A 22,777-nucleotide genomic window follows, 5' to 3' on the forward strand; every position below is an offset into this window, starting at 1 on the left:
GAGTATTATTTTATGGCGGATAAAGAGCTTAAGTTTTTGGTTGTGGATGACTTTTCCACCATGCGTCGCATTGTGCGCAACCTGCTGAAAGAGCTGGGCTTCAACAATGTTGAAGAAGCAGAAGACGGGGTGGATGCGCTGAACAAACTCCAGGCTGGCGGGTTTGGTTTTGTGATTTCCGACTGGAACATGCCGAACATGGACGGTCTCGAACTGCTGAAAACCATCCGCGCGGATGCGGGCATGGCCTCTTTGCCGGTGCTGATGGTGACCGCAGAAGCGAAGAAAGAGAACATTATTGCCGCTGCACAGGCGGGCGCAAGCGGCTACGTGGTGAAGCCATTCACCGCGGCGACTCTGGAAGAGAAGCTCGGGAAGATCTTCGAGAAACTCGGCATGTGAGGTGATGGATATGTTGCAACCTGCTATGAAACCCGTTGAAGAACATTCGCCGAGCGACATTATTGCCCGCATTGGTAGCCTGACCCGCATGCTGCGTGACAGCCTGCGTGAGCTGGGGCTGGACCAGGCTATCGCCGAAGCGGCGGAAGCCATCCCTGACGCGCGCGACCGTCTGGACTACGTCGTACAGATGACCGCGCAGGCGGCCGAGCGTGCGCTGAACAGCGTTGAAGCCTCGCAGCCGCACCAGGATGCGATGGAGAAGGGGGCGAAAGCGCTGAGCAAACGCTGGGATGAGTGGTTTGAGAACCCTATTGAGCTGGCGGATGCCCGCGAACTGGTAACGGATACCCGTCAGTACCTGGGTGACGTGCCGGGCCACACCAGCTTCACCAATGCCCAGCTGCTGGACATCATGATGGCACAGGATTTCCAGGACCTCACCGGCCAGGTGATCAAGCGCATGATGGATGTGATTCAGGAGATTGAACGTCAGCTGCTGATGGTGCTGCTGGAGAACATACCGGAACCGGCTGCCCGTCCGAAACGCGAGAACGAAAGCCTGCTCAATGGTCCACAGCTTGACACCAGCAAAGCGGGCGTGGTGGCAAGCCAGGATCAGGTGGACGATCTGCTGGACAGTCTTGGTTTTTAACGTAAAAACACCACCTCATTGAGGTGGTGTTTTCTATGGTTTAAATTCGAATTTTTATATCGAATCCGGTTCGGAAATGGCAGAGGTCTTCTTTGAGACGGCGCAGATCCTCGACGCTAAAGGAAGAAGAGTGATAACTACCGTATTCATACTGCCTTAGCTGGTCAAAGCTGTGTTCATGCAGAGCCTGTAACAAAAAATCGGTCAACTGCGGCCCCAGGATCTGGACTCGCTTGTTATAGATTGTGCGCAAGATCTTGATAACAGAACCCACTTCGTTAGGTGTTTTCTGTAATACGAGTTCAAGCCGACGGTGATGCAAGTCGTGGAGATAGTTATCGGGACTAATGAGATGTTTCTTCTTCACATCGTAAAGAATTGAATCCCATGACATCAGCGTTGTATTCAACAAGCTGTAGGTATCTTTAAACTCAACAATCCTGTTCTTAAAGGCCCAGGTATCATTGATGCTCCAGATATCAAAATCCAGACTCATGTAATGGAAGCGGATCCCGCCCAGCTTATTTACGCTGAAACATTCGATGTTGTGTCTGTTCAGCGCGTTAATCAGCTCTTCTCGTGACAGATCAATGACCAGATCGATATCCGAAGTAAAGCCTCCACGCCCAAAAAGGCCGATATCACGAATCATCCCACCAAAAATCCACGCGTGCGAGCGCTCAGCCAGAGCGTCGATGAGCGCTCTGGCTTGCTTTCGCTCTTCGCTAACGTCAAAGAAATCTTCGATTCTTAGCTTAAGGCGTTGATGGCTGGAGACGACTTTCATATTCATAAAGCGATTTTAGCTCATCGTGAAGGCGTATCAAATAACTGTCTGTCATTCCTGAAACAGCATCAGCGAGCAACTGCGCTTCTTTATAAAGGGGGGGTAAGTTGTTTTCTTTATCATCAAACACTCGGCGGTAGTTTTCAGAGATTCGGCCATAAGCATAACGACCAAATGGTGTATCCCATTCCTTTCCACCGCTTTTACGACCCCTTATACCTACCCAGAGCATGTCCATGAGTCCCTGTATGTAGTTTGAGCCTTTCAGCTCCAGCTCAAGTACGGTTCGATGACGATAGCCACGGGTTTGATCAAATTTTTTCAACGCTGAACAAAGTTCATTTCCATCACTGATACTGATCAGATCCTTAATAGCGCACTCGGTATTGCAAAGCTGTTTATGGCACTGTCGAAAAGCCTCAACAACACTCGTAATGAGTACATTTGTTCCGTGCACACGGAACATTTGCATACTCATATCATTGATTTCAGCGGGGGAGAGCTCTTGTTTTCGGTCGTCCCATTCCCGATTCTTATCCTGTACTTTTTTTACCAACTGATTAATTGTTTTATCTGTTCCGTTTTTCCACTTGTCAGAAAACTAATCAGATCCTGATAGGATGCCAGCCCTTTTTTAATGGTGTCTTCCGCATCAAGAATTGAATACGCTATGTCATCACACGCTTCCATTAAATAGGTAAAGGGATGTCTGAGTCCTTCAGAAAGGCCTGTTTCCTGCCAAATATCATGTACCACTTTTTCTTCCGAGAACAGATACCCATGTTTACTCCATTTCTTGTTTTTGATGTAGGAGGACTGAGGGTATTTAATCATGGCTGCAAGTGACGCATAGGTAAGATTCAAACCATAATTATCATTGATAATTTGAAGTCTGGTCACAAGGCGAAGCGTTTGAGAATTACCATCGAAGTTCATGAAATCATTGAATATCCTGCCGCTTTCTTCATCGAAACCATGCGCTACCAGGGGAGCCAAATTGCGACGAAACCACGTCGCCATCGCTGCCTCTCCCTGATGCCCGAAAGGAGGGTTACCCAAATCATGTGCCAGTCCAATCGTTGCCAACAGAGCGGGGACATCGCGTTCCAGTATTAAGTGGTTACAGTCGCTTCCAAATATTTCTTCTTTCATTTCAAAGGCAAGACGCATCCCAATGCCTCTGGCAAAATTCGCCACTTCGTGGGAATGGGTCAATCGGGTACGTACGCTGTCATTCAGATCCAGTGGGAAAACCTGCGTTTTATCAGCTAAACGACGGGTTGGCGCTGCGAAGAGTAAGCGGTCAAAGTCTCGTTCAATCTCTTGCCTACCGGCGGCGAGGTCGGACTTTTTTGAACCCGGATTTTTCTCTTTATCTTTGCGTCTGCTGCTATTTAACAACTTACTCCACTTCATAAAACATCCTTTTTATTGAGGCCTTTAAGGAAAGCTATCAAACCCAATCAGGGGTTACCAGACGGTCCAGAATGAAAATTTTAAAACTGGAATGCGTTACGCAAGAAACGAAACCAGGGGCAGGTGTAATAGGTGTTAAGGGATTAAATCGGCCCTTTTTATTGGTTTGTTTACGCGATTGCCAAAGTAATTCTTAGGCATGATACCCGTGAATTAATGGGCTGCGAGCAGGCACAGTGGCAGAAGAGAACGACGACAAAACAGAAGCCCCCACACCCCACCGACTTGAAAAAGCCCGTGAGGATGGGCAGATCCCCCGATCCCGAGAGCTGACATCCCTGCTGATCCTGGTGGTGGGCGTCTGCATAATCTGGTGGGGCGGGGAGATGCTCGCCCGCAGACTGGCGGGAATGCTCTCGGCTGGCTTACGTTTTGATCACAGCATGGTCAATGACCCCAATCTGATCCTCATTCAGATCATCAACCTTGTGAAAAGCGCGATGATCGCCTTGCTGCCGCTGATCGCGGGCGTGGTCATCGTGGCCCTTGTTTCGCCGGTCATGCTCGGTGGCCTGGTGTTCAGCGGTAAATCGCTGCAACCGAAATTCTCTAAGCTCAATCCGTTCCCCGGCATTGCGAAAATGTTTTCCGCGCAAACCGGGGCTGAGCTTCTTAAAGCGATCCTGAAATCGCTTCTTATGGGCAGTACCGCCGGGTTTTTTTTGTGGCACCACTGGCCGGAGATGATGCGCCTGATCAGCGAGTCCCCGATGACGGCGATGAAGAATGCCCTGAACCTGGTCGGGTTATGCTCGCTGCTGGTGGTACTCAGCATTATTCCGATGGTGGCGTTCGACGTTATCTTCCAGATCTATTCCCATATCAAAAAGCTGCGAATGTCGCGTCAGGACATCCGCGATGAATATAAGCAGATGGAAGGCGACCCGCACGTTAAGGGCCGTATCCGCCAGATGCAGCGCGCCGCCGCGCGTCGGCGCATGATGGAAGATGTGCCGAAAGCCGACGTCATCGTCACCAACCCGACTCACTACTCCGTGGCGCTTCAGTACGACGAAAACAAAATGAGCGCGCCGAAAGTGGTGGCGAAAGGGGCCGGGCTGATTGCGCTGCGCATTCGTGAAATCGCCACGGAAAACCGTGTGCCGATCCTGGAAGCACCGCCGCTGGCTCGCGCGCTGTATCGCCACGCGGAAATTGGACAACAGATCCCGGGCCAGCTCTACGCCGCTGTCGCAGAGGTGCTGGCCTGGGTGTGGCAACTGAAACGCTGGCGTTTAGCGGGCGGTCAACGACCTGTAAAACCTGAGAACCTTCCGGTGCCTGAAGCACTGGATTTTTTGAACGAGAAGGACACTGATGGCTAATCTGGTGGCAATGTTGCGCCTGCCCGGCAACCTGAAATCGACGCAATGGCAGATCCTTGCCGGACCGATTCTGATCCTGCTAATTCTGTCGATGATGGTGCTGCCGTTACCGGCATTTATCCTCGACCTGCTTTTCACCTTCAACATTGCGTTGTCCATCATGGTGTTGCTGGTGGCGATGTTCACCCAGCGCACGCTGGAGTTCGCCGCGTTTCCAACGATCCTGCTGTTCACCACGCTGCTGCGCCTGGCGCTGAACGTTGCCTCCACGCGTATCATCCTGATGGAAGGGCACACCGGCGCGGCGGCGGCGGGCAAGGTGGTCGAAGCCTTCGGTCACTTCCTGGTGGGCGGCAACTTCGCCATCGGTATCGTGGTGTTCGTCATTCTGGTGATTATCAACTTCATGGTTATCACTAAAGGGGCGGGGCGTATCGCTGAAGTGGGCGCGCGCTTCGTGCTCGACGGGATGCCGGGCAAGCAGATGGCCATCGACGCCGACCTGAATGCCGGGCTGATCGCGGAAGATGAAGCGAAAAAACGCCGTGCCGAAGTGACCCAGGAGGCAGATTTCTACGGCTCCATGGACGGTGCGAGTAAGTTTGTGCGCGGTGACGCCATCGCGGGCATTCTGATCATGGTGATTAACGTCGTCGGCGGCCTGCTCGTCGGCGTGCTGCAACACGGCATGGACATGGGCCACGCGGCGGAAAGCTATACGCTGCTGACCATTGGTGACGGTCTGGTGGCGCAGATCCCGGCGCTGGTGATCTCCACCGCGGCGGGCGTGATTGTGACTCGCGTCAGTACCGATCAGGACGTGGGCGAGCAGATGGTGGGGCAGCTCTTCAGCAACCCGCGCGTTATGCTGCTCTCCGCGGCGGTGCTGGGCCTGCTCGGTATGGTGCCGGGCATGCCAAACCTGGTATTCCTGCTGTTCACCGCTGCGCTGCTGGGGCTTGCCTGGTGGATGCGTGGCCGGGAAACGCAGCCTAAGGCAGAGCCTGCGCCGGTCAAAATGCCTGAGAACACCCAGGCGGTGGAAGCCACCTGGAACGACGTACAGCTCGAAGATTCGCTGGGGATGGAAGTGGGGTACCGCCTGATCCCGATGGTGGATTTCCAGCAGGATGGTGAGCTGCTTGGCCGTATCCGCAGCATTCGTAAAAAATTCGCCCAGGATATGGGCTTCCTGCCGCCGGTGGTCCACATCCGGGACAATATGGATCTCCCGCCCGCGCGCTACCGCATCCTGATGAAAGGGGTGGAAATCGGCAGCGGTGATGCGTACCCCGGCCGCTGGCTGGCGATTAACCCGGGCACCGCCGCAGGCACGTTGCCGGGTGAGCAGACGACCGACCCGGCCTTTGGTCTGGCGGCAATCTGGATTGAGAGCGCCCTGAAAGAGCAGGCCCAGATTCAGGGTTACACGGTCGTTGAGGCCAGTACCGTGGTGGCAACGCACCTCAACCACCTGATTGGCCAGTTCTCCGCGGAACTGTTTGGACGTCAGGAGGCGCAGCAGCTGCTCGACCGCGTAACGCAGGAGATGCCGAAGCTGACCGAAGATTTGGTGCCGGGCGTACTGACCTTAACCACCCTGCACAAAGTGCTGCAAAATCTGCTCGATGAGAAGGTGCCCATTCGCGATATGCGTACCATCCTTGAGACGCTGGCCGAACATGCGCCGCTGCAAAGCGATCCGCACGAACTGACGGCGGTGGTGCGCGTGGCGCTTGGACGCGCCATTACCCAGCAATGGTTCCCGGGAACCGGCGAAGTGCAGGTCATTGGCCTGGACACGCCGCTGGAACGTCTGCTGCTTCAGGCGTTGCAGGGCGGTGGCGGGCTGGAGCCGGGTCTGGCGGACAGATTACTGGCGCAAACCCAGGAGGCGCTGGCGCGTCAGGAGATGCTGGGCGCGCCGCCGGTGCTGCTGGTGAATCACGCGCTGCGTCCGTTGCTGTCGCGCTTCCTGCGCCGGAGCCTGAACCAGCTGGTAGTGCTGTCGAATATGGAGCTGTCCGATAACCGCAATATTCGCATGACGGCGACCATAGGAGGGAAATAATGCGTAAGTGGCTGTGGATCTTACTTTTCCCGCTGGCGGCGCAGGCCGCAGGCGAGGGGGCATGGCAGGCCAGCAGTATCGGCTTAACGCTCAACCATCGGGGGGAGTCGATCTCCTCCCGTCCGCTGTCCGCCTCTGAGCCCGTGTCCGGGCAGATGACGCTGGTGGCCTGGAATTACACCCTGACGGGACCCACACCGGCCGGGTTGCGGGTGCGGCTGTGTTCGCTGACCCGCTGCGCGGAAATCGAGGGTCAACGTGGCACTACCCAGGCCTTCAACGGGGTGTCTGCTCAGGAGCCTTTACGCTTTATCTGGGAAGTGCCAGGCGGTGGACGTCTCATACCGGCGCTGAAGGTTCAGCGCAACGAGGTGCTCGTCAACTACCGCTAACTGCCCGCCTTTTCGCCAGTCTCCAGGCATTTCTGAAGGCTGGCTCGCAAAAATGACCTTCCCTTTTGATACAAAAGAAACGCTGTTTTATAAATCAGTGACACGCGTATTGACACTCTTTGCGTTTTTGCCATTCACCACTTTGTGATGGCAGAAACAGAAAGGTATCAACAGGTCGATACTTTTACTGTAGCCGTGTAAAAACTCCCGGACGAGGTTGCTTACAGGGAGTCTCCCAAAACTGATTAGGGTTGACGGCAATGAAAACACGTAAAATTGGACTCGCAAATTATTTTGCTTACGGGTCAGGGGACTTCCTCGGGGCGGGGACTACCGCCCTGACGGCCGCCTGGCTTTTGTATTTTTATACCACCTTCTGTGGACTCACACCGATTGAAGCAACCTTTATCTTCGCTGCTGCAAGGGTGCTGGATGCGGTTGTCAGCCCGTTAATGGGCTTTTTAACCGATAACTTTGGCACCACCTGGCTGGGCAAGCGTTTTGGCCGTCGTAAGTTCTTTATCCTGCTCGGTATTCCCTGCGTTTTCAGCTACTCGCTGATGTGGGTAGGGGACATGAGTTTCTGGTACTACCTGCTGACCTATCTGATCTTTGATATCGTCTACACCATGATCCTGGTGCCGTACGAAACGCTGGTGCCGGAGATGACGGACGATTTCAAACAGAAAACCAAATTCTCCGGGGCGCGAATCTCTATGGCGCAGATGTCCGCCATTCTGGCCTCCTTCCTGCCGGGGATCCTGCTCACGCATTTCGGCAAAGACAACGCGATCTCCTTCTTCTATGCAAGCCTGGTCTTCTCCGTACTCTGCGCGCTGATGCTTACTTTCGTCTGGTTCTTCACCTGGGAGCGTCCGCGGGAAGAGTGGTCTGAAGCGGCTCTGCGTGCCGAGGAAGAGAAGAAAAAGCTGACCCTGGGCCAGAGCCTGAACCGTCTTTTTGTCGAATTAAGTTCGACGCTGCGCATCAAGATTTTCCGCCAGCATCTGGGGATGTACCTTGGCGGCTACATCGCCCAGGACGTCTTTAATGCGGTGTTCACCTATTACGTGGTATTTGTGCTGATGCAGGAGGCGTCAATGGCGTCCAACCTGCTGGGCACGATGGCCATTTTCCAGTTCCTCGCCGTGATCGGCATGATCCCGCTGTGCATTCGCTTCGGACCTGCGCCGTCTTACCGCATGGTGGTCGTGCTGTTTGGTCTGGCTTCGCTCTCTTACGCGGTGCTTTATTACGCGGGCCTGAGCGACGTTTACGCTCTGCTGCTGCTGATCTCTGCGGTTGCCGGTCTTGGCCGCGGAGGTATCAACTACGTACCGTGGAATACCTACACCTACATTGCTGACGTGGACGAAGTGATCACCGGTCAGCGTCGCGAAGGGATCTTCGCGGGCATCATGACGCTGACCCGTAAAGCGTCTCAGGCCGGTGCGGTGATGCTGGTGGGGATCGTGATGCAGATGTCGGGCTTTGTCAGCGGGCAAAAAATGCAGCCTGCGGAAGTGAGCCACACCATTCTGATGATCCTGAGCGTTGGCACTATTCTGGTGCTGTTCTGCGGCTTCCTTGTCTCCCTGCGCTTCAAACTCAATTTGCAGACCCACAGCACCCTGCGTGAAGAGACCGCGAAAATGCGCGAGTCCGGCCATGCGATGCCAGAGGCGGTGACCCCGCAGGCCCGCGCTACCGTGGAGATGCTGGCGGGAATGCCGTATGAATCCCTGTGGGGCAACAACAACATCGGTTATCTGAATCGCAATAAGCCAGCGGCCCCTTCGCTGAAGGATCGCGCGGTACTGAATTCGACATACAACAGAGGTTAAGATGATGAAAGTTTGGCCTGTCAAACATAGCCCGTTACTGCGTCAGCCTGAGCGCTTTATCGCCAGGGATGAGCTGCAATCGCTGATTCAAAAGGTGACGCATAACCTGGTCAATATCCACGACAAAACGGGTGAGTTTTTGCTGCGGCTGGACGACGGGCGCGTGATCGACACCAAAGGCTGGGCCGGATGGGAATGGACCCACGGCGTCGGTTTATACGGTATCTGGCAGTATTACTGCCAGACCGGTGACGAAGGGATGCGCGAGATTATCGACAGCTGGTTTGCTGACCGTTTCGCTGAAGGCGCAACCACCAAAAACGTGAATACCATGTCGCCGTTCCTGACGCTGGCGTATCGCTACGAAGAGACCAAAAACCCGGCCTGGCTGCCGTGGCTGGAAAGCTGGGCGGAATGGGCGATGAATGAGATGCCGCGCACCGAACATGGCGGCATGCAGCACATCACCCTGGCGGAAGAGAACCATCAGCAGATGTGGGATGACACGCTGATGATGACGGTGCTGCCGCTGGCGAAAATCGGCAAGCTGCTGAACAAGCCGGAGTACGTCGAGGAGGCGATCTACCAGTTCCTGCTCCACGTACAGAATCTGATGGATCGGGAGACCGGGCTGTGGTTCCACGGCTGGAATTACGACGGCAATCACAACTTTGCCCGGGCTCGCTGGGCGCGCGGCAACAGCTGGCTGACCATCGTGATCCCGGATTTCCTTGAGCTGGTGGATCTGCCGGAAAACAACGCCGTTCGTCGCTATCTGGTGCAGGTACTGAACGCGCAGATCGCCGCACTGGCAAAATGTCAGGACGAGAGCGGATTGTGGCATACGCTGCTGGACGATCCTGATTCTTATCTGGAGGCGTCGGCCACGGCAGGGTTTGCCTACGGCATTCTGAAAGCCGTGCGCAAGCGTTATGTCGGCGCAGAGTACGCAGAGGTGGCGGAGAAAGCGATTCGCGGCATCGTGCAAAACATCTCCCCGGAAGGGGAGCTGCTGCAAACGTCCTTCGGGACGGGGATGGGAAGCGATCTGGCGTTTTACCGCCAGATACCGCTGACCTCGATGCCGTATGGCCAGGCAATGGCGATTCTGTGTCTGACGGAATATTTGCGGAAATATTTCTGATAATAAAAAACCCGGCGCTCGCCGGGTTTCTTTTTTACATACGTTCTACGGTTTCGATACCCAGGGTATCCAGACCGAGCTGCAGTGTCTTCGCCGTCAGCTGCGCCAGCTTCAGGCGGCTGTGACGCACCGCTTCGCTCTCGGCAGAGAGGATAGGGCAGTGTTCGTAGAAGCCAGAGAACAGACCGGCCAGATCGTACAGGTAAGCACACATAACGTGCGGCGTACCGTCACGCGCGACCACGGAGAGCGTCTCTTCGAACTGAAGCAGGCGGGCAGCCAGCTGTGCTTCACGATCTTCGGTAAGGGTCACCGTGGCATTCGCCAGCACGCTTTCGTCGATATTGGCTTTACGGAAGACGGAGAGTACGCGGGTATAAGCGTACTGCATATATGGCGCCGTGTTGCCTTCAAACGCCAGCATGTTGTCCCAGTCGAAGATATAGTCGGTGGTACGGTTCTTGGAGAGATCCGCGTATTTCACCGCGCCGATCCCAACCGCGTTAGCCAGTTTCTCCAGCTCGTCAGCAGGCATATCCGGGTTCTTCTCGGCCACCAGGCGACGCGCGCGTTCCAGCGCTTCATCCAGCAGATCGGAAAGCTTCACGGTGCCGCCCGCACGGGTTTTGAACGGCTTACCGTCTTTACCCAGCATCATGCCGAACATGTGATGTTCCAGCGGCACGGAATCCGGCACATAACCCGCTTTACGCACGATAGTCCACGCCTGCATCAGGTGCTGGTGCTGACGGGAGTCGATGTAATACAGCACGCGATCCGCATGCAGGGTTTCGTAACGGTATTTCGCACAGGCGATGTCGGTGGTGGTGTAGAGATAGCCGCCATCCTTTTTCTGGACGATCACACCCATCGGTTCGCCTTCCTTGTTTTTATACTCATCAAGGAACACCACCGTTGCGCCTTCGCTTTCCACCGCCAGATTTTTAGCTTTCAGGTCCGCCACAATGCCTGGCAGCATCGGGTTATACAGGCTTTCACCCATCACGTCGTCACGGGTCAGGGTCACGTTCAGACGGTTATAGGTGAGCTGATTCTGGGACATGGTAATGTCCACCAGCTTGCGCCACATCTCGAGGAAGTACGGGTCGCCGCCTTGAAGTTTCACCACGTAGCTGCGCGCGCGCTCGGCGAAGGCTTCATCTTCGTCATAGTGCTTTTTGGCTTCACGGTAGAAACCTTCCAGGTCTGCCAGCGCCATTTCGCCTGCGTTTTCCTGCTGCTGCTTTTCCAGATACGCGATCAGCATGCCGAACTGCGTGCCCCAGTCGCCTACGTGGTTAGCGCGGATCACCTTGTGACCAAGGAACTCCAGGGTACGCACCGCCGCGTCACCGATGATGGTGGAGCGCAGGTGACCGACGTGCATCTCTTTCGCCACGTTTGGCGCGGAGTAGTCAACCACCACGGTCTGCGCTTCTGGCTGAGCCACGCCCAGACGGTCAGACTTCAGCGCCGCGTCAACGTGGCTTGCGAGGAATGCAGGCTCAAGGAAAATGTTGATAAAGCCTGGACCGGCGATTTCGGTTTTGCTGGCGATGCCGGTGAGATCCAGATGCGTCAGTACCTGCTCAGCGAGCTGTCGCGGCGGCATGCCCAGTTTTTTAGCCACTGCCATCACGCCATTAGCCTGATAGTCGCCAAACTGTACTTTCGCTGACTGACGAACCTGTGGTTCGCAATCCGCAGGCGCACCTGCGGCAATCAGTGCCTGACTGACTTTTTCTGAGAGAAGAGCCTGAATATTCACCTGGATACCTTACGTTTTTGATGCGGGTAAAAAACACCCACGCCAGTTTAAGAATTTAGGGCGGGAGTATACTGCAAATGCCTTCGGGCGTCAGCCCTGCGGGGGGCGAAGATCGCTCAGAATCCAGGCGAAGACGGTATGCATAATCATGCAGTCGAAAAAACCGTGATTCTGCGGTTGGTCGACAGAGGGCAACAGAGTAAATTAGCGGCTTTGCGACACGAAACGAGACTGACCTATGGCGAACTGGCATACCATTGACGAACTGCATGATATTTCCGCAGATTTACCGCGCTTCACTCAGGCGTTCACAGAACTTGCCACCCGTCTCGGGCTGGATATCGCGCCGCTTGAGGCCGATCACATCTCTTTGCGCTGCCACCAGAATGCCACCGCCGAACGCTGGCGGCGTGGCTTTGAGCAGTGCGGAGAACTGCTGTCGGAGAATATCATTAACGGTCGCCCGATCTGCCTGTTCAAACTTCACGCGCCGGTAACGGTGGCGCACTGGCAATTCACCGTTGTGGAACTGCCCTGGCCAGGAGAGAAGCGTTATCCGCACGAAGGCTGGGAGCATATCGAAATTGTTCTGCCTGGGGAGCCCGAGACGCTGAACGCCCGTGCGCTGGCGCTGCTTTCCGACGAGGGGTTAAGCCAGCCGGGTATTTTCGTCAAAACCAGCTCGCCAAAAGGGGAGCGCGAACGCTTACCGAACCCTACGCTTGCCGTAACGGACGGCAACGTGACGGTGAAATTCCATCCCTGGACTATCGAGCAGATCGTCGCCAGCGAAGCGTAAGCATTGTGAGCGTCGATCCAGACATCAATCGGGCAACGTGCCACGATGGTACGTTGAGTGAAATTTAAGGAGGATGACATGGCGCTGCTGGAAATTTGTTGTTACAGCGTGGAGTGTGCCGTCACTGCGCAACGGCACGGGGCCGATCGCATCGAGCTTTGCGCGGCACCTAAAGAAGGGGGATTAACCCCGTCCTTTGGCGTGCTGAAATCAGCCCGCCAGGCCATCACCATTCCGGTGCACCCGATTATTCGCCCGCGCGGCGGTGATTTTTGTTATACGGCGGGTGAGTTCAGTGCCATGCTTGAGGATATCGCCCTCGTCCGTGATTCCGGTTTTCCGGGGCTGGTGATCGGTGTGCTGGACGAAGACGGCAACATCGATCTTCCGCGTATGCGTCAGGTCATGCGCGCCGCCCGGGGGATGGCGGTCACTTTTCATCGTGCGTTCGATATGTGTCAGGATCCGATACAAGCCTTTGATACGCTGGCAGAACTGGGCGTGGCGCGCGTTCTGACGTCGGGCCAGCAGTCCTCGGCTGAAAAAGGACTGAAATTAATTACGGAACTAAAAGCACATTCCGGTGTTCCAATAATCATGGCGGGCGCAGGAGTACGCGCCAGCAATCTGGAACTGTTTTTAAACGCAGGGGTGGAAGAGCTGCACAGCTCGGCGGGTAAATGGATACCTTCACCCATGCGTTATCGCAATACAGGGTTGTCAATGTCGACGGATGCTGAAGCGGATGAGTACTCACGCTACGGTGTGGATGGAGAGTCGGTTGCGGTAATGAAATCGTTGATTGAACGTCATCACGTGTAGCAACGTACCGATTTTTACCGCGCATCATGTCGCCCAATATGATGCTTGCTTGTACCAGGCCCCTGCAAATTACACAGGGGCCTTTTTTTCTTTTTTGCCCGGTGGCGCTGCGCTTACCGGGCCTACGAAATCACGCGTAGGCCGGGTAAGGCGCAGCCGCCACCCGGCTAAAGGCTACGGCTTGGTCGCAATCAATACCGCACGCATCGGGGCCGGATAGCCTTCTATGGTTTTACTGTGATCGTCCGGGTCGAGGAATTGCTCCAGTGATTCGGTGATCATCCAGTCGGTGCGGCGCTGTTCCTCAACTGACGTCACGCACACATCGGCGATGCGTACATCGACAAATCCACATTTCTCCAGCCAGTTCTTCAGCGCCAGCGCGGAAGGGATGAAGTAAACGTTGCGCATCTGCGCATAGCGATCGCCCGGCACCAGAACGGCATGTTCATCGCCTTCGATGACCAGCGTTTCCAGCACCAGTTCGCCGCCGCTGACCAGCTGATCTTTCAGTTGCCACAGATGCTCCAGCGGGGAACGACGGTGGTACAGCACGCCCATCGAGAAAACGGTATCAAACGCTTTCAGGGCAGGGAGTTGCTCGATACCCAGCGGCAGCAGGTGCGCACGCTGGTCGTTACCCAGCAGCTTACGCACCGCTTCAAACTGGCACAGGAACAGCTGCATCGGATCGATACCGACGGCCAGATGCGCGCCTGCGCCGATCATGCGCCACATGTGATAGCCGCTACCGCAGCCCACGTCCAGAATGGTGCGCCCGGTCAGGTCGGATAAATGCGGCAGAACGCGATCCCACTTCCAGTCGGAACGCCACTCGGTGTTGATGTTTACGCCGTACAGCGAGAACGGCCCTTTGCGCCACGGCATCAGGTTACGCATCAGCGTTTCGATGCGGTTGATCTGCCCGGCCGGGAGCGGCTCTTCGCTCTCCGCCGTCACGCTGTGCAGTAAATCCAGACGATGAGGCGTCAGTTCAGGCAGAAACTCCACGGCGTTGGACCACTGCTTCAACAGACCATGCTGCTGATCGCGCTGCCAGGTGGCAATTTGCGCAGGCAGGGTTTCCAGCCAGTGGGAAAGGTGGTTTTTGGCAATCAGCTGATAGAAATTACCGAACTCGATCATGCTGCGTCTCCGGCTTTAAGCGCCACCAGAGAACCAAAGTTAAAGCACTGGAACCACAGTTCGCTGTGTTCAAATCCGGCTTTGCGCAGGCGCGCTTTGTGGGTTTCTACGGAATCCGTCAGCATGACGTTTTCAAGCATGCTGCGCTTCTGGCTGATCTCCAGCTCGCTGTAGCCATTTGCACGCTTGAAATCATGGTGCATGTTGAACAGCAGTTCGCCCACGCTGGCGTCTTCAAAGCTGAATTTCTCAGACAACACCAGCGCGCCGCCCGGGTTCAGGCCCTGATAAATTTTATCCAGCAACCGCTGACGATCGTCCGGCACCAGGAACTGAAGGGTAAAGTTCAGTACCACCATCGAGGCGTTTTGGATGTCGATATCGCGGATATCGCCTTCTACCACCTCCACAGGCGTAGGGGCTTTATACGCGTCAATGTGGCGACGGCAGCGTTCGACCATGGCCGGTGAGTTATCGACAGCCACAATCTTGCAGCCTTCGTGATGAACGTTACGACGAATGGACAGCGTTGCCGCTCCCAGCGAACAGCCCAGGTCATAGACCTGCGTGCCGGGTTGAACAAAACGCTCCGCCAGCATGCCGATCATGGAGATAATATTGGAATAACCGGGAACAGAGCGCTGGATCATATCCGGGAAGACTTCGGCTACCCGTTCATCAAAGGTCCAGTCGCCCAGGCTGGCGATAGGCGCGGAAAAAAGCGTGTCGCGATCTGACATAACGTAAAAATCCGGGAAAAATAAAGGGGCATATTGTGCGCTAATGGAAGGAGAAAACCAACTCCCACGGCATATACCAAAGGTTAGCCAGCACCATCAGCAAAAGCGAGCACCAGGTCGCGCTCATGCCGGAACGACGCCAGCGGATCAGGCGGTGGTGAAAACCATAATAATGCATCAAACGCCCAGCTATCAGCAGCAGCCCACAGACGTGCACCATCCATGTTTCTGCGCCATCCATCTCCATTAACAGCAGTAAAATTAACGCGACGGGAATGTACTCGACCGCGTTGCCGTGGATGCGGATTGCGCTTTGTAGCTCAGAAAAGCCCCCGTCACCGTACGAGACGCGGTACTGCATTCTCAGGCGCACAACATCAAATGAAAACTTAATCAGCAGTAATGCACCTAACACCGCATACAGCGCGCTGACCATACTAACTCCCTGTTTTTGGCAGATGGCACGTCTCTATGATAGGGGGTGATTTCAGAAAAGAGAAGATTGTTGTGGGATGGACGGCGCGGGGCCAACCGACGGAACCGCCTGCTGCAAGGCCTGCCAGAGAGCATCGACCAGTTCAGGCGCCTGTGCGATATCCGGCGTATGTAAAAAAAGGTACGGCGTGGTGGTGTGCTCCCATTTCGCCAGCGTTTGCAGCCAGACGGCGAACATCTCCTCATTTTGCTGCATGTTATCGCTGCCGATAAACCGGACCATCGGGTTCTGTGCCGTTAAGATCGCGTGGACGGGCACTTTCGGTTTTTTGCGCTGGGCATCAACAACCGCTTCGCTGTGCGGGATTGCGCTGTGCACAGGGCGGCTGTCGAGGATCACGCGGTTGACCGATCGTTCATGCAGGCCGCGATTGAGCGCTTTCTCCGCGTCGCCCTTGGCAAAGAATTCCGGATGCCTCACTTCTACGCCGTAGGTAAAGCCATGTGGCAGGGCGTCGAGAAACTGCCAGAGGGCGGGCAGGTCGCGCGGGCCAAACGTGGCGGGAAGCTGGAGCCAGTACTGGCCAATACGGTTGGCCAGAGGCGACATCCGGGTGAAAAACTCGTGGGTTAAATCATCGCAGTTGCGCAGCGCGGCGTTGTGGGAGATGGTCGCCGGGAATTTAAAGCAAAAGCGGAAGTTGTCGGTGGTTTGCTCGCGCCAGCGTTCGACGATCTCCGCGCGGGGCAGGGCGTACAGCGTGGTATTGCCCTCCACGCAGTTAAAGTGTCGGGCATACTCTTCAAGGCTGGTAATACCCAGGCGCACCCATTTCGGGTGCGACCACTGGGGCAGGCCCACGTACATCATAGCGCGCTGAGGATCTCATCCGTGCTGCGCACGCGACCGATACGCGGGAAGATATGGGTCATGCTGCCCTGATGCTGATCCGCAGAGGCTGCGCTGCACGCATCTTCCGCGATCACCAGGTTAAAGCCCAGCTCCCAGGCGTTACGGGCGGTGGATTCCACACCAATGTTGGTGGAGATCCCGCACAGAATAATCGTGTCGATCCCGCGACGGCGCAGCTGGAGCTCCAGGTCGGTGCCGTAGAATGCGCCCCACTGGCGTTTGGTAACTTCTATATCGCTGTCGCGTTTACCGAGCGAGACAGGATATGTCCACCAGTTGTCCGGCAGCGCCTGCGCCGGGGCCTTGGCATCAACCGGCTGCTTTAACGCTTCGGCGAAATCAGCGGACCAGCCGACGCGCACCATAACAACAGGCGAGCCGCTGGCGCGGCATTTTTCTGCCAGGCGCGCAGCGCGGCTGACCACATCGTCAGCGGTGTGCGGACCACCGGCAAAAGGCAGAATGCCTTCCTGTAAATCAATGACCACAAGGGCGGTTTTGGTGGCATCAAGTGTAAACATCGTCACTCCCGTCAAATGATTGCTTTTCTACACCTTACGACGTGATGGCCTGTTATCGGTCGGATAATTTTGTTAATTTTTGTGAGAATAGGCAATAAGAGTTCAGCAAACGCGCGTCAGGCCGTGCTTCGCTCTTATCGTGCGGCAGAATTTCCAGTATAATAGCCGCCTTTTTTCATCCAGTTGTGACATACAGAAAGCTGCGACATCGTAGCCTGCGAGACAGGCGACAATCAGCCTGCGGCTAATTAAGGGATATCTCATGCGTACAGAATATTGCGGGCAGCTGCGTCAGTCCCACGTCGGGCAGCAGGTCACCCTGTGTGGTTGGGTCAATCGTCGTCGCGATCTTGGTAGCCTTATCTTTATTGATATGCGTGACCGCGAAGGTATCGTTCAGGTGTTCTTCGATCCGGATCGCGCTGATGCGTTGAAGCTGGCTTCTGAGCTGCGCAATGAGTTCTGCATTCAGGTGACGGGCACCGTGCGTGCGCGTGACGAGAAAAACGTCAACGCCGACATGGCGACCGGCGCTATCGAAGTGCTGGCGTCCGATCTGACGATCATCAACCGCGCGGAAGCGTTGCCGCTGGACTCCAACCACGTCAACACCGAAGAAGCGCGTCTGAAATACCGCTACCTGGATCTGCGTCGTCCGGAAATGGCTCAGCGCCTGAAAACCCGTGCGAAAATCACCAGCCTGGTGCGCCGTTTTATGGATGACCACGGTTTCCTTGATATCGAAACCCCGATGCTGACCAAAGCCACGCCGGAAGGCGCGCGCGACTACCTGGTGCCATCCCGCGTCCATAAAGGCAAATTCTACGCGCTGCCGCAGTCACCACAGCTTTTCAAACAGCTGCTGATGATGTCCGGCTTCGATCGCTACTATCAGATCGTGAAATGCTTCCGCGACGAAGACCTGCGCGCTGACCGTCAGCCAGAATTTACCCAGATCGATGTGGAAACCTCCTTCATGACCGCTGAGCAGGTGCGTGAGGTGATGGAAGCCCTGGTGCGTAGCCTGTGGAACGACGTGAAAGGCGTTGAGCTGGGCGATTTCCCTGTCATGACCTTCGCGGAAGCCGAGCGTCGCTACGGTTCTGACAAACCAGACCTGCGTAACCCGATGGAGCTGGTGGACGTGGCAGACCTGGTGAAAGCCGTTGAGTTCGCGGTCTTTGCTGGCCCGGCTAACGATCCGAAAGGCCGCGTGGCTGCCCTGCGCGTTCCGGGCGGTGCTGCCCTGAGCCGTAAGCAGATTGACGACTACGGCAACTTCATCAAGATCTACGGCGCGAAAGGTCTGGCCTATATTAAAGTAACCGAGCGTGCAAAAGGTCTGGAAGGCATCACCAGCCCGGTGGCGAAATTCCTGAATGCGGACATCGTGGAAGCGATCCTTGAGCGCACCGGCGCGCAGGACGGCGACATGATCTTCTTCGGCGCAGACAACAAGAAAGTGGTTGCGGATGCGATGGGCGCGCTGCGTCTGAAGCTTGGCAAAGACCTGAACCTGACCGACGAAAGCAAATGGGCGCCGCTGTGGGTAATCGACTTCCCGATGTTTGAAGACGACGGTGAAGGCGGCCTGACCGCGATGCACCACCCGTTCACCTCGCCAAAAGAGATGACGGCGGCAGAGCTGAAAGCGGCGCCGGAAGACGCGGTGGCAAACGCCTACGATATGGTCATCAACGGCTACGAAGTGGGCGGCGGTTCCGTGCGTATTCACAGCGGTGAAATGCAGCAGACCGTGTTCGGCATTCTGGGCATTAACGAGCAGGAGCAGCGCGAGAAGTTTGGCTTCCTGCTGGACGCCCTGAAGTACGGTACCCCTCCGCACGCTGGTCTGGCCTTCGGTCTTGACCGTCTGACCATGCTGCTGACCGGCACCGACAACATCCGTGATGTGATCGCCTTCCCGAAAACCACCGCAGCGGCGTGTCTGATGACTGAAGCGCCAAGCTTTGCCAACCCGGCCGCGCTGGCTGAGCTGGGCATTGAGGTGGTGAAGAAGGAAGAGAAAAACTGATATGGCATATAAGCGTCCCGTTTCGGTTCTGGTGGTCATTTATGCAGAAGACACGAAGCGGGTGCTGATGTTGCAGCGGCGCGACGATCCGGATTTCTGGCAGTCGGTTACCGGCAGCCTGGAAGAGGGGGAGACCGCGCCGCAGGCCGCCGCGCGTGAAGTAAAGGAAGAGGTCGCCATTGATGTTGCTCGCGAGCAACTGACCCTGAAGGACTGTCAGCGCACGGTGGAGTTTGAAATTTTTAGCCATTTACGTCATCGCTATGCACCGGGCATTGAGCGCAATACGGAATCGTGGTTCTGCCTTGCGCTTCCCCATGAGCGGGAGATCGTGTTCACGGAACACCTGACCTACCGCTGGGTGAATGCGGCGGATGCCGCCGCACTGACCAAGTCGTGGAGCAACCGGCAGGCGATTGAAGAATTTGTAATTAACGCTGCCTGAGAAGGCGCGATTTTTGGAGAACTTTTTATGGCAGGTCATAGTAAGTGGGCCAACACCAAACACCGCAAAGCGGCACAGGATGCCAAACGCGGTAAAATCTTTACCAAAATCATTCGTGAGCTGGTGACAGCGGCGCGTCTGGGCGGCGGCGATCCGGCCTCTAACCCACGTCTGCGCGCAGCGGTGGATAAAGCCCTGTCCAACAACATGACGCGTGACACCCTGAACCGTGCCATCGCACGTGGCGTGGGCGGTGATGAAGACGCGAACATGGAAACCATCATTTATGAAGGTTACGGTCCTGGCGGTACGGCGGTGATGGTTGAGTGTCTGTCCGACAACCGTAACCGTACCGTTGCGGAAGTGCGCCACGCGTTCACCAAAACCGGCGGCAACCTGGGCACTGACGGTTCCGTAGCGTACCTGTTCAGCAAAAAAGGCGTCATCTCCTTCGAGAAAGGCGACGAAGATGCGATCATGGAAGCGGCGCTGGAAGCCGGTGCGGAAGACGTGGTGACCTACGACGACGGTGCTATTGATGTTTACACCGCATGGGAAGAGATGGGTGCCGTGCGCGATGCGCTGGAAGCGGCTGGCCTGAAGGCGGATAACGCTGAAGTCTCCATGATCCCGTCTACCAAAGCGGACATGGATGCGGAAACCGCACCGAAACTGCTGCGTCTGATCGACATGCTCGAAGACTGCGACGACGTGCAGGAAGTGTATCACAACGGTGAAATCTCTGATGAGGTTGCAGCGACTCTCTGATGAGAGCCTGTAAACCGTTTACGGGAGACGCGTGATGTCGATTATTCTCGGGATTGACCCCGGCTCACGCGTCACCGGCTATGGCGTTATCCGTCAGGTGGGACGCCAGCTAACCTACCTCGGCAGCGGCTGTATTCGCACCAAAGTGGACGATCTGCCGTCGCGCCTGAAGCTCATCTATGCGGGCGTGTCGGAGATCATCACCCAGTTTCAGCCGGACTATTTCGCCATCGAGCAGGTCTTTATGGCGAAGAACGCTGACTCGGCGTTAAAGCTCGGTCAGGCGCGCGGCGTGGCGATTGTTGCCGCCGTGAACCAGGATCTGCCGGTGTTTGAGTACGCGGCCCGACAGGTTAAGCAGACGGTGGTGGGCATTGGTAGCGCGGAGAAAAGCCAGGTACAGCACATGGTGCGTACCCTGCTGAAGCTCCCTGCGAACCCGCAGGCTGACGCCGCCGATGCGCTGGCCATTGCGATTACCCACTGTCACGTCAGCCAGAATGCGATGCAAATGAGCGAGTCGCGGCTCAATCTGGCGCGTGGCAGGTTACGATAATGACAAATCAGGCTGGATGTTTATCCAGCCTTTTTTTATTATGTCGGCAGTTAATTTCTTCCAGAACGCAGGAGCGTCACGTGATAGGCAGACTCAGAGGCATCATCATTGAAAAACAACCCCCGTTAGTACTGCTGGAAGTGGGTGGCGTGGGCTATGAAGTCCATATGCCAATGACCTGCTTCTATGAGCTGCCGGAGGCGGGCAAAGAGGCGGTTGTCTTTACCCAGTTTGTGGTGCGTGAAGACGCTCAGCTGCTGTACGGCTTCAATAACAAACAGGAACGCACCCTGTTCCGCGAATTGATTAAAACCAACGGCGTCGGGCCGAAGCTGGCCCTGGCGATTCTGTCCGGTATGTCAGCGCCACAGTTTGTGAACGCCGTTGAGCGTGAAGATCCAGCTGCGTTAATTAAACTTCCGGGCATCGGGAAGAAAACCGCCGAGCGTTTGATTGTCGAGATGAAGGACCGCTTCAAAGGTCTGCATGGCGATCTGTTCACGCCGGCAGCCGATCTGGTGCTGACTTCCCCGGGCGCGCCTGCATCGGATGATGATGCCGAGCAGGAAGCGGTTGCCGCGCTGGTGGCGCTGGGCTATAAACCTCAGGAGGCCAGCCGGATGGTGAGCAAAATTGCTAAACCGGATGCCAGCAGTGAAACTCTGATTCGTGAAGCGCTGCGCGCTGCATTGTGAGGTAAAGGATGATTGAAGCAGACCGCCTGGTATCGGCAGGCACTATTCAGCCAGATGACGTGGTGGATCGCGCGATCCGTCCCAAACTGCTGGATGAGTACATCGGCCAGCCGCAGGTTCGTTCTCAGATGGAGATTTTCATCCAGGCGGCAAAGCTGCGCGGCGATGCGCTCGATCACCTGCTGATTTTTGGTCCGCCGGGGTTAGGTAAAACCACCCTGGCGAATATCGTCGCCAATGAAATGGGCGTTAACCTGCGTACCACCTCCGGCCCGGTACTGGAGAAAGCAGGGGACCTGGCGGCGATGCTGACCAACCTCGAACCGCATGACGTGCTGTTTATCGATGAGATCCACCGTCTTTCACCGGTGGTGGAGGAAGTGCTCTATCCGGCAATGGAGGATTACCAGCTGGATATCATGATCGGTGAAGGTCCGGCCGCGCGCTCGATCAAAATCGATCTGCCACCGTTTACCCTGATTGGCGCCACGACCCGCGCCGGCTCGCTGACCTCTCCACTACGCGACCGTTTTGGTATCGTGCAGCGTCTGGAGTTTTATCAGGTGCCCGACCTTCAGCATATTGTAGGGCGCAGCGCGCGCTACATGGGGCTGGATATGAGCGAAGAGGGGGCGTTTGAAGTGGCGAAGCGCTCCCGCGGTACGCCGCGTATTGCCAACCGCCTGCTGCGCCGGGTGCGTGACTTTGCCGAGGTGAAGCACGACGGCACCATATCGGCCGAGATCGCCGCCCAGGCGCTGGATATGCTGAATGTCGATGCCGAAGGCTTTGACTATATGGACCGTAAGCTGCTGCTGGCGGTGCTGGATAAGTTCTTTGGCGGGCCGGTAGGGCTGGATAACCTGGCGGCGGCAATTGGCGAAGAGCGTGAGACTATCGAGGACGTGCTGGAGCCGTATCTGATCCAGCAGGGCTTCTTACAGCGTACCCCACGTGGTCGTATGGCGACGGTGCGGGCGTGGAATCATTTCGGTATTACGCCACCGGCAATGCCGTAATGCATTGTTCCCTCTCCCT

24 protein-coding genes are annotated in these 22,777 nt (G+C 56.0%); 15 read left to right on the plus strand and 9 right to left on the minus strand.

Translation table 11 applies throughout. The annotated features are described in order from the left end of the window. Positions 1-12 precede the first annotated feature (12 nt). Positions 13-402 carry a chemotaxis response regulator CheY gene (gene cheY, locus O1722_RS09225; RefSeq protein WP_000763862.1) on the plus strand — a complete coding sequence of 130 codons (390 nt, stop codon included), beginning with the start codon at positions 13-15 and terminating at the stop codon, positions 400-402. A gap of 10 nt (positions 403-412) precedes the next feature. Then, on the plus strand, positions 413-1,057 hold the full coding sequence (cheZ, locus tag O1722_RS09230; RefSeq protein WP_003859718.1) for a protein phosphatase CheZ: 645 nt from the start codon (positions 413-415) through the stop codon (positions 1,055-1,057). Positions 1,058-1,097: 40 nt separating this feature from the next. On the opposite strand, the gene O1722_RS09235 is transcribed toward cheZ, so the two are convergent. The 3 genes from O1722_RS09235 to dgt form a co-directional block, all read right to left on the minus strand. Beyond that, positions 1,098-1,850 carry a hypothetical protein gene (locus O1722_RS09235; RefSeq protein ID WP_174785219.1) on the minus strand — a complete coding sequence of 251 codons (753 nt, stop codon included), beginning with the start codon at positions 1,848-1,850 and terminating at the stop codon, positions 1,098-1,100. Further along, the gene (locus tag O1722_RS09240; RefSeq protein WP_479954545.1) at positions 1,813-2,316 is read right to left on the minus strand and encodes a hypothetical protein; all 504 of its coding nucleotides are present in this window, start codon (positions 2,314-2,316) and stop codon (positions 1,813-1,815) included. The genes O1722_RS09235 and O1722_RS09240 overlap by 38 nt, the downstream gene beginning before the upstream one ends. A gap of 77 nt (positions 2,317-2,393) precedes the next feature. Next, positions 2,394-3,260: a dGTP triphosphohydrolase gene (dgt, locus tag O1722_RS09245; protein WP_479954548.1), complete on the minus strand. Its 867-nt coding sequence runs from the start codon at positions 3,258-3,260 to the stop codon at positions 2,394-2,396. A 236-nt stretch (positions 3,261-3,496) separates the two neighbouring features. Between dgt and flhB the strand changes: the two genes are divergently transcribed. The 5 genes from flhB to bglB all read left to right on the plus strand — a co-directional run bounded on the left by flhB (position 3,497) and on the right by bglB (position 10,096). Then, positions 3,497-4,645 (plus strand): flagellar biosynthesis protein FlhB, encoded by a 1,149-nt coding sequence (flhB, locus tag O1722_RS09250; protein WP_006811100.1) that lies wholly within the window; start codon positions 3,497-3,499, stop codon positions 4,643-4,645. Continuing rightward, positions 4,638-6,716 carry a flagellar biosynthesis protein FlhA gene (gene flhA / locus O1722_RS09255; protein ID WP_003859723.1) on the plus strand — a complete coding sequence of 693 codons (2,079 nt, stop codon included), beginning with the start codon at positions 4,638-4,640 and terminating at the stop codon, positions 6,714-6,716. The genes flhB and flhA overlap by 8 nt, the downstream gene beginning before the upstream one ends. Continuing rightward, positions 6,716-7,108, plus strand: a complete 393-nt coding sequence (gene flhE / locus O1722_RS09260) for a flagellar protein FlhE (protein WP_023303901.1) — start codon at positions 6,716-6,718, stop codon at positions 7,106-7,108. Before flhA ends, flhE begins: the two co-directional genes overlap by 1 nt. 260 nt (positions 7,109-7,368) lie before the next feature. Beyond that, positions 7,369-8,952: an MFS transporter gene (locus tag O1722_RS09265; RefSeq protein ID WP_033486798.1), complete on the plus strand. Its 1,584-nt coding sequence runs from the start codon at positions 7,369-7,371 to the stop codon at positions 8,950-8,952. A 4-nt stretch (positions 8,953-8,956) separates the two neighbouring features. Continuing rightward, on the plus strand, positions 8,957-10,096 hold the full coding sequence (bglB, locus tag O1722_RS09270) for a beta-galactosidase BglB (protein WP_033486910.1): 1,140 nt from the start codon (positions 8,957-8,959) through the stop codon (positions 10,094-10,096). A 34-nt stretch (positions 10,097-10,130) separates the two neighbouring features. On the opposite strand, the gene argS is transcribed toward bglB, so the two are convergent. Then, a complete protein-coding gene (gene argS / locus O1722_RS09275; RefSeq protein ID WP_033486799.1) occupies positions 10,131-11,864 on the minus strand; it encodes an arginine--tRNA ligase in 1,734 nt (577 codons plus the stop codon). A gap of 238 nt (positions 11,865-12,102) precedes the next feature. Here argS and O1722_RS09280 point away from each other — a divergent pair, with 238 nt between their 5' ends. Together O1722_RS09280 and cutC are read left to right on the plus strand one after the other, a co-directional pair. Then, positions 12,103-12,663, plus strand: coding sequence for a VOC family protein (locus O1722_RS09280; RefSeq protein WP_015570274.1), 561 nt, complete (start codon positions 12,103-12,105; stop codon positions 12,661-12,663). 78 nt (positions 12,664-12,741) lie between these two features. Then, the gene (cutC, locus tag O1722_RS09285; protein WP_033486800.1) at positions 12,742-13,485 is read left to right on the plus strand and encodes a copper homeostasis protein CutC; all 744 of its coding nucleotides are present in this window, start codon (positions 12,742-12,744) and stop codon (positions 13,483-13,485) included. A gap of 174 nt (positions 13,486-13,659) precedes the next feature. Here cutC and cmoB read toward each other — a convergent pair whose 3' ends face one another. From cmoB to O1722_RS09310, 5 genes are read right to left on the minus strand one after another with little or no spacing between them, the layout of a single operon-like run. Continuing rightward, positions 13,660-14,631, minus strand: a complete 972-nt coding sequence (cmoB, locus tag O1722_RS09290) for a tRNA 5-methoxyuridine(34)/uridine 5-oxyacetic acid(34) synthase CmoB (protein ID WP_015570275.1) — start codon at positions 14,629-14,631, stop codon at positions 13,660-13,662. Beyond that, complete coding sequence (gene cmoA, locus O1722_RS09295) at positions 14,628-15,371, minus strand: carboxy-S-adenosyl-L-methionine synthase CmoA (protein ID WP_003859735.1); 744 nt, start codon at positions 15,369-15,371, stop codon at positions 14,628-14,630. The genes cmoB and cmoA overlap by 4 nt, the downstream gene beginning before the upstream one ends. 40 nt (positions 15,372-15,411) lie before the next feature. Beyond that, positions 15,412-15,807 (minus strand): MAPEG family protein, encoded by a 396-nt coding sequence (locus O1722_RS09300; protein WP_003859737.1) that lies wholly within the window; start codon positions 15,805-15,807, stop codon positions 15,412-15,414. A 51-nt stretch (positions 15,808-15,858) separates the two neighbouring features. Then, entirely contained in the window at positions 15,859-16,677 is an 819-nt protein-coding gene (locus tag O1722_RS09305) for a DUF72 domain-containing protein (protein WP_033486801.1), read from the minus strand. Continuing rightward, positions 16,674-17,240, minus strand: coding sequence for a hydrolase (locus tag O1722_RS09310; protein WP_015570278.1), 567 nt, complete (start codon positions 17,238-17,240; stop codon positions 16,674-16,676). Before O1722_RS09310 ends, O1722_RS09305 begins: the two co-directional genes overlap by 4 nt. Before the next feature lie 262 nt (positions 17,241-17,502). Between O1722_RS09310 and aspS the strand changes: the two genes are divergently transcribed. From aspS to ruvB, 6 genes are all read left to right on the plus strand, one after another. Continuing rightward, entirely contained in the window at positions 17,503-19,275 is a 1,773-nt protein-coding gene (gene aspS, locus O1722_RS09315) for an aspartate--tRNA ligase (protein WP_017384352.1), read from the plus strand. 1 nt (position 19,276) lies between these two features. Further along, a complete protein-coding gene (gene nudB, locus O1722_RS09320) occupies positions 19,277-19,720 on the plus strand; it encodes a dihydroneopterin triphosphate diphosphatase (protein ID WP_006811037.1) in 444 nt (147 codons plus the stop codon). 27 nt (positions 19,721-19,747) lie between these two features. After that, a complete protein-coding gene (locus O1722_RS09325) occupies positions 19,748-20,488 on the plus strand; it encodes a YebC/PmpR family DNA-binding transcriptional regulator (protein WP_003859747.1) in 741 nt (246 codons plus the stop codon). Between the two features lie 34 nt (positions 20,489-20,522). Then, on the plus strand, positions 20,523-21,044 hold the full coding sequence (gene ruvC / locus O1722_RS09330) for a crossover junction endodeoxyribonuclease RuvC (protein WP_003859749.1): 522 nt from the start codon (positions 20,523-20,525) through the stop codon (positions 21,042-21,044). An 80-nt stretch (positions 21,045-21,124) separates the two neighbouring features. Then, a complete protein-coding gene (gene ruvA, locus O1722_RS09335) occupies positions 21,125-21,739 on the plus strand; it encodes a Holliday junction branch migration protein RuvA (protein ID WP_003859751.1) in 615 nt (204 codons plus the stop codon). Positions 21,740-21,747: 8 nt separating this feature from the next. Then, complete coding sequence (ruvB, locus tag O1722_RS09340) at positions 21,748-22,758, plus strand: Holliday junction branch migration DNA helicase RuvB (protein ID WP_003859753.1); 1,011 nt, start codon at positions 21,748-21,750, stop codon at positions 22,756-22,758. Positions 22,759-22,777: the final 19 nt, after the last annotated feature.

The sequence above is a fragment of the Enterobacter cloacae complex sp. HYC003_NIDB genome (genome assembly GCF_056673375.1).

Bases quoted from the DNA above. Each gene is read 5' to 3' on its own strand.
- O1722_RS09300 (WP_003859737.1), bottom strand. From the start codon at position 15,807: ATGGTCAGCGCGCTGTATGCGGTGTTAGGTGCATTACTGCTGATTAAG.
- flhE (WP_023303901.1), top strand. From the start codon at position 6,716: ATGCGTAAGTGGCTGTGGATCTTACTTTTCCCGCTGGCGGCGCAGGCC.
- O1722_RS09325 (WP_003859747.1), top strand. From the start codon at position 19,748: ATGGCAGGTCATAGTAAGTGGGCCAACACCAAACACCGCAAAGCGGCA.
- cheZ (WP_003859718.1), top strand. From the start codon at position 413: ATGTTGCAACCTGCTATGAAACCCGTTGAAGAACATTCGCCGAGCGAC.
- O1722_RS09235 (WP_174785219.1), bottom strand. From the start codon at position 1,850: ATGAATATGAAAGTCGTCTCCAGCCATCAACGCCTTAAGCTAAGAATC.
- bglB (WP_033486910.1), top strand. From the start codon at position 8,957: ATGAAAGTTTGGCCTGTCAAACATAGCCCGTTACTGCGTCAGCCTGAG.
- cheY (WP_000763862.1), top strand. From the start codon at position 13: ATGGCGGATAAAGAGCTTAAGTTTTTGGTTGTGGATGACTTTTCCACC.
- cutC (WP_033486800.1), top strand. From the start codon at position 12,742: ATGGCGCTGCTGGAAATTTGTTGTTACAGCGTGGAGTGTGCCGTCACT.
- O1722_RS09265 (WP_033486798.1), top strand. From the start codon at position 7,369: ATGAAAACACGTAAAATTGGACTCGCAAATTATTTTGCTTACGGGTCA.
- O1722_RS09280 (WP_015570274.1), top strand. From the start codon at position 12,103: ATGGCGAACTGGCATACCATTGACGAACTGCATGATATTTCCGCAGAT.
- flhA (WP_003859723.1), top strand. From the start codon at position 4,638: ATGGCTAATCTGGTGGCAATGTTGCGCCTGCCCGGCAACCTGAAATCG.
- O1722_RS09305 (WP_033486801.1), bottom strand. From the start codon at position 16,677: ATGATGTACGTGGGCCTGCCCCAGTGGTCGCACCCGAAATGGGTGCGC.
- ruvB (WP_003859753.1), top strand. From the start codon at position 21,748: ATGATTGAAGCAGACCGCCTGGTATCGGCAGGCACTATTCAGCCAGAT.
- cmoA (WP_003859735.1), bottom strand. From the start codon at position 15,371: ATGTCAGATCGCGACACGCTTTTTTCCGCGCCTATCGCCAGCCTGGGC.
- O1722_RS09240 (WP_479954545.1), bottom strand. From the start codon at position 2,316: ATGCAAATGTTCCGTGTGCACGGAACAAATGTACTCATTACGAGTGTT.
- aspS (WP_017384352.1), top strand. From the start codon at position 17,503: ATGCGTACAGAATATTGCGGGCAGCTGCGTCAGTCCCACGTCGGGCAG.
- cmoB (WP_015570275.1), bottom strand. From the start codon at position 14,631: ATGATCGAGTTCGGTAATTTCTATCAGCTGATTGCCAAAAACCACCTT.
- ruvC (WP_003859749.1), top strand. From the start codon at position 20,523: ATGTCGATTATTCTCGGGATTGACCCCGGCTCACGCGTCACCGGCTAT.
- dgt (WP_479954548.1), bottom strand. From the start codon at position 3,260: ATGAAGTGGAGTAAGTTGTTAAATAGCAGCAGACGCAAAGATAAAGAG.
- O1722_RS09310 (WP_015570278.1), bottom strand. From the start codon at position 17,240: ATGTTTACACTTGATGCCACCAAAACCGCCCTTGTGGTCATTGATTTA.
- nudB (WP_006811037.1), top strand. From the start codon at position 19,277: ATGGCATATAAGCGTCCCGTTTCGGTTCTGGTGGTCATTTATGCAGAA.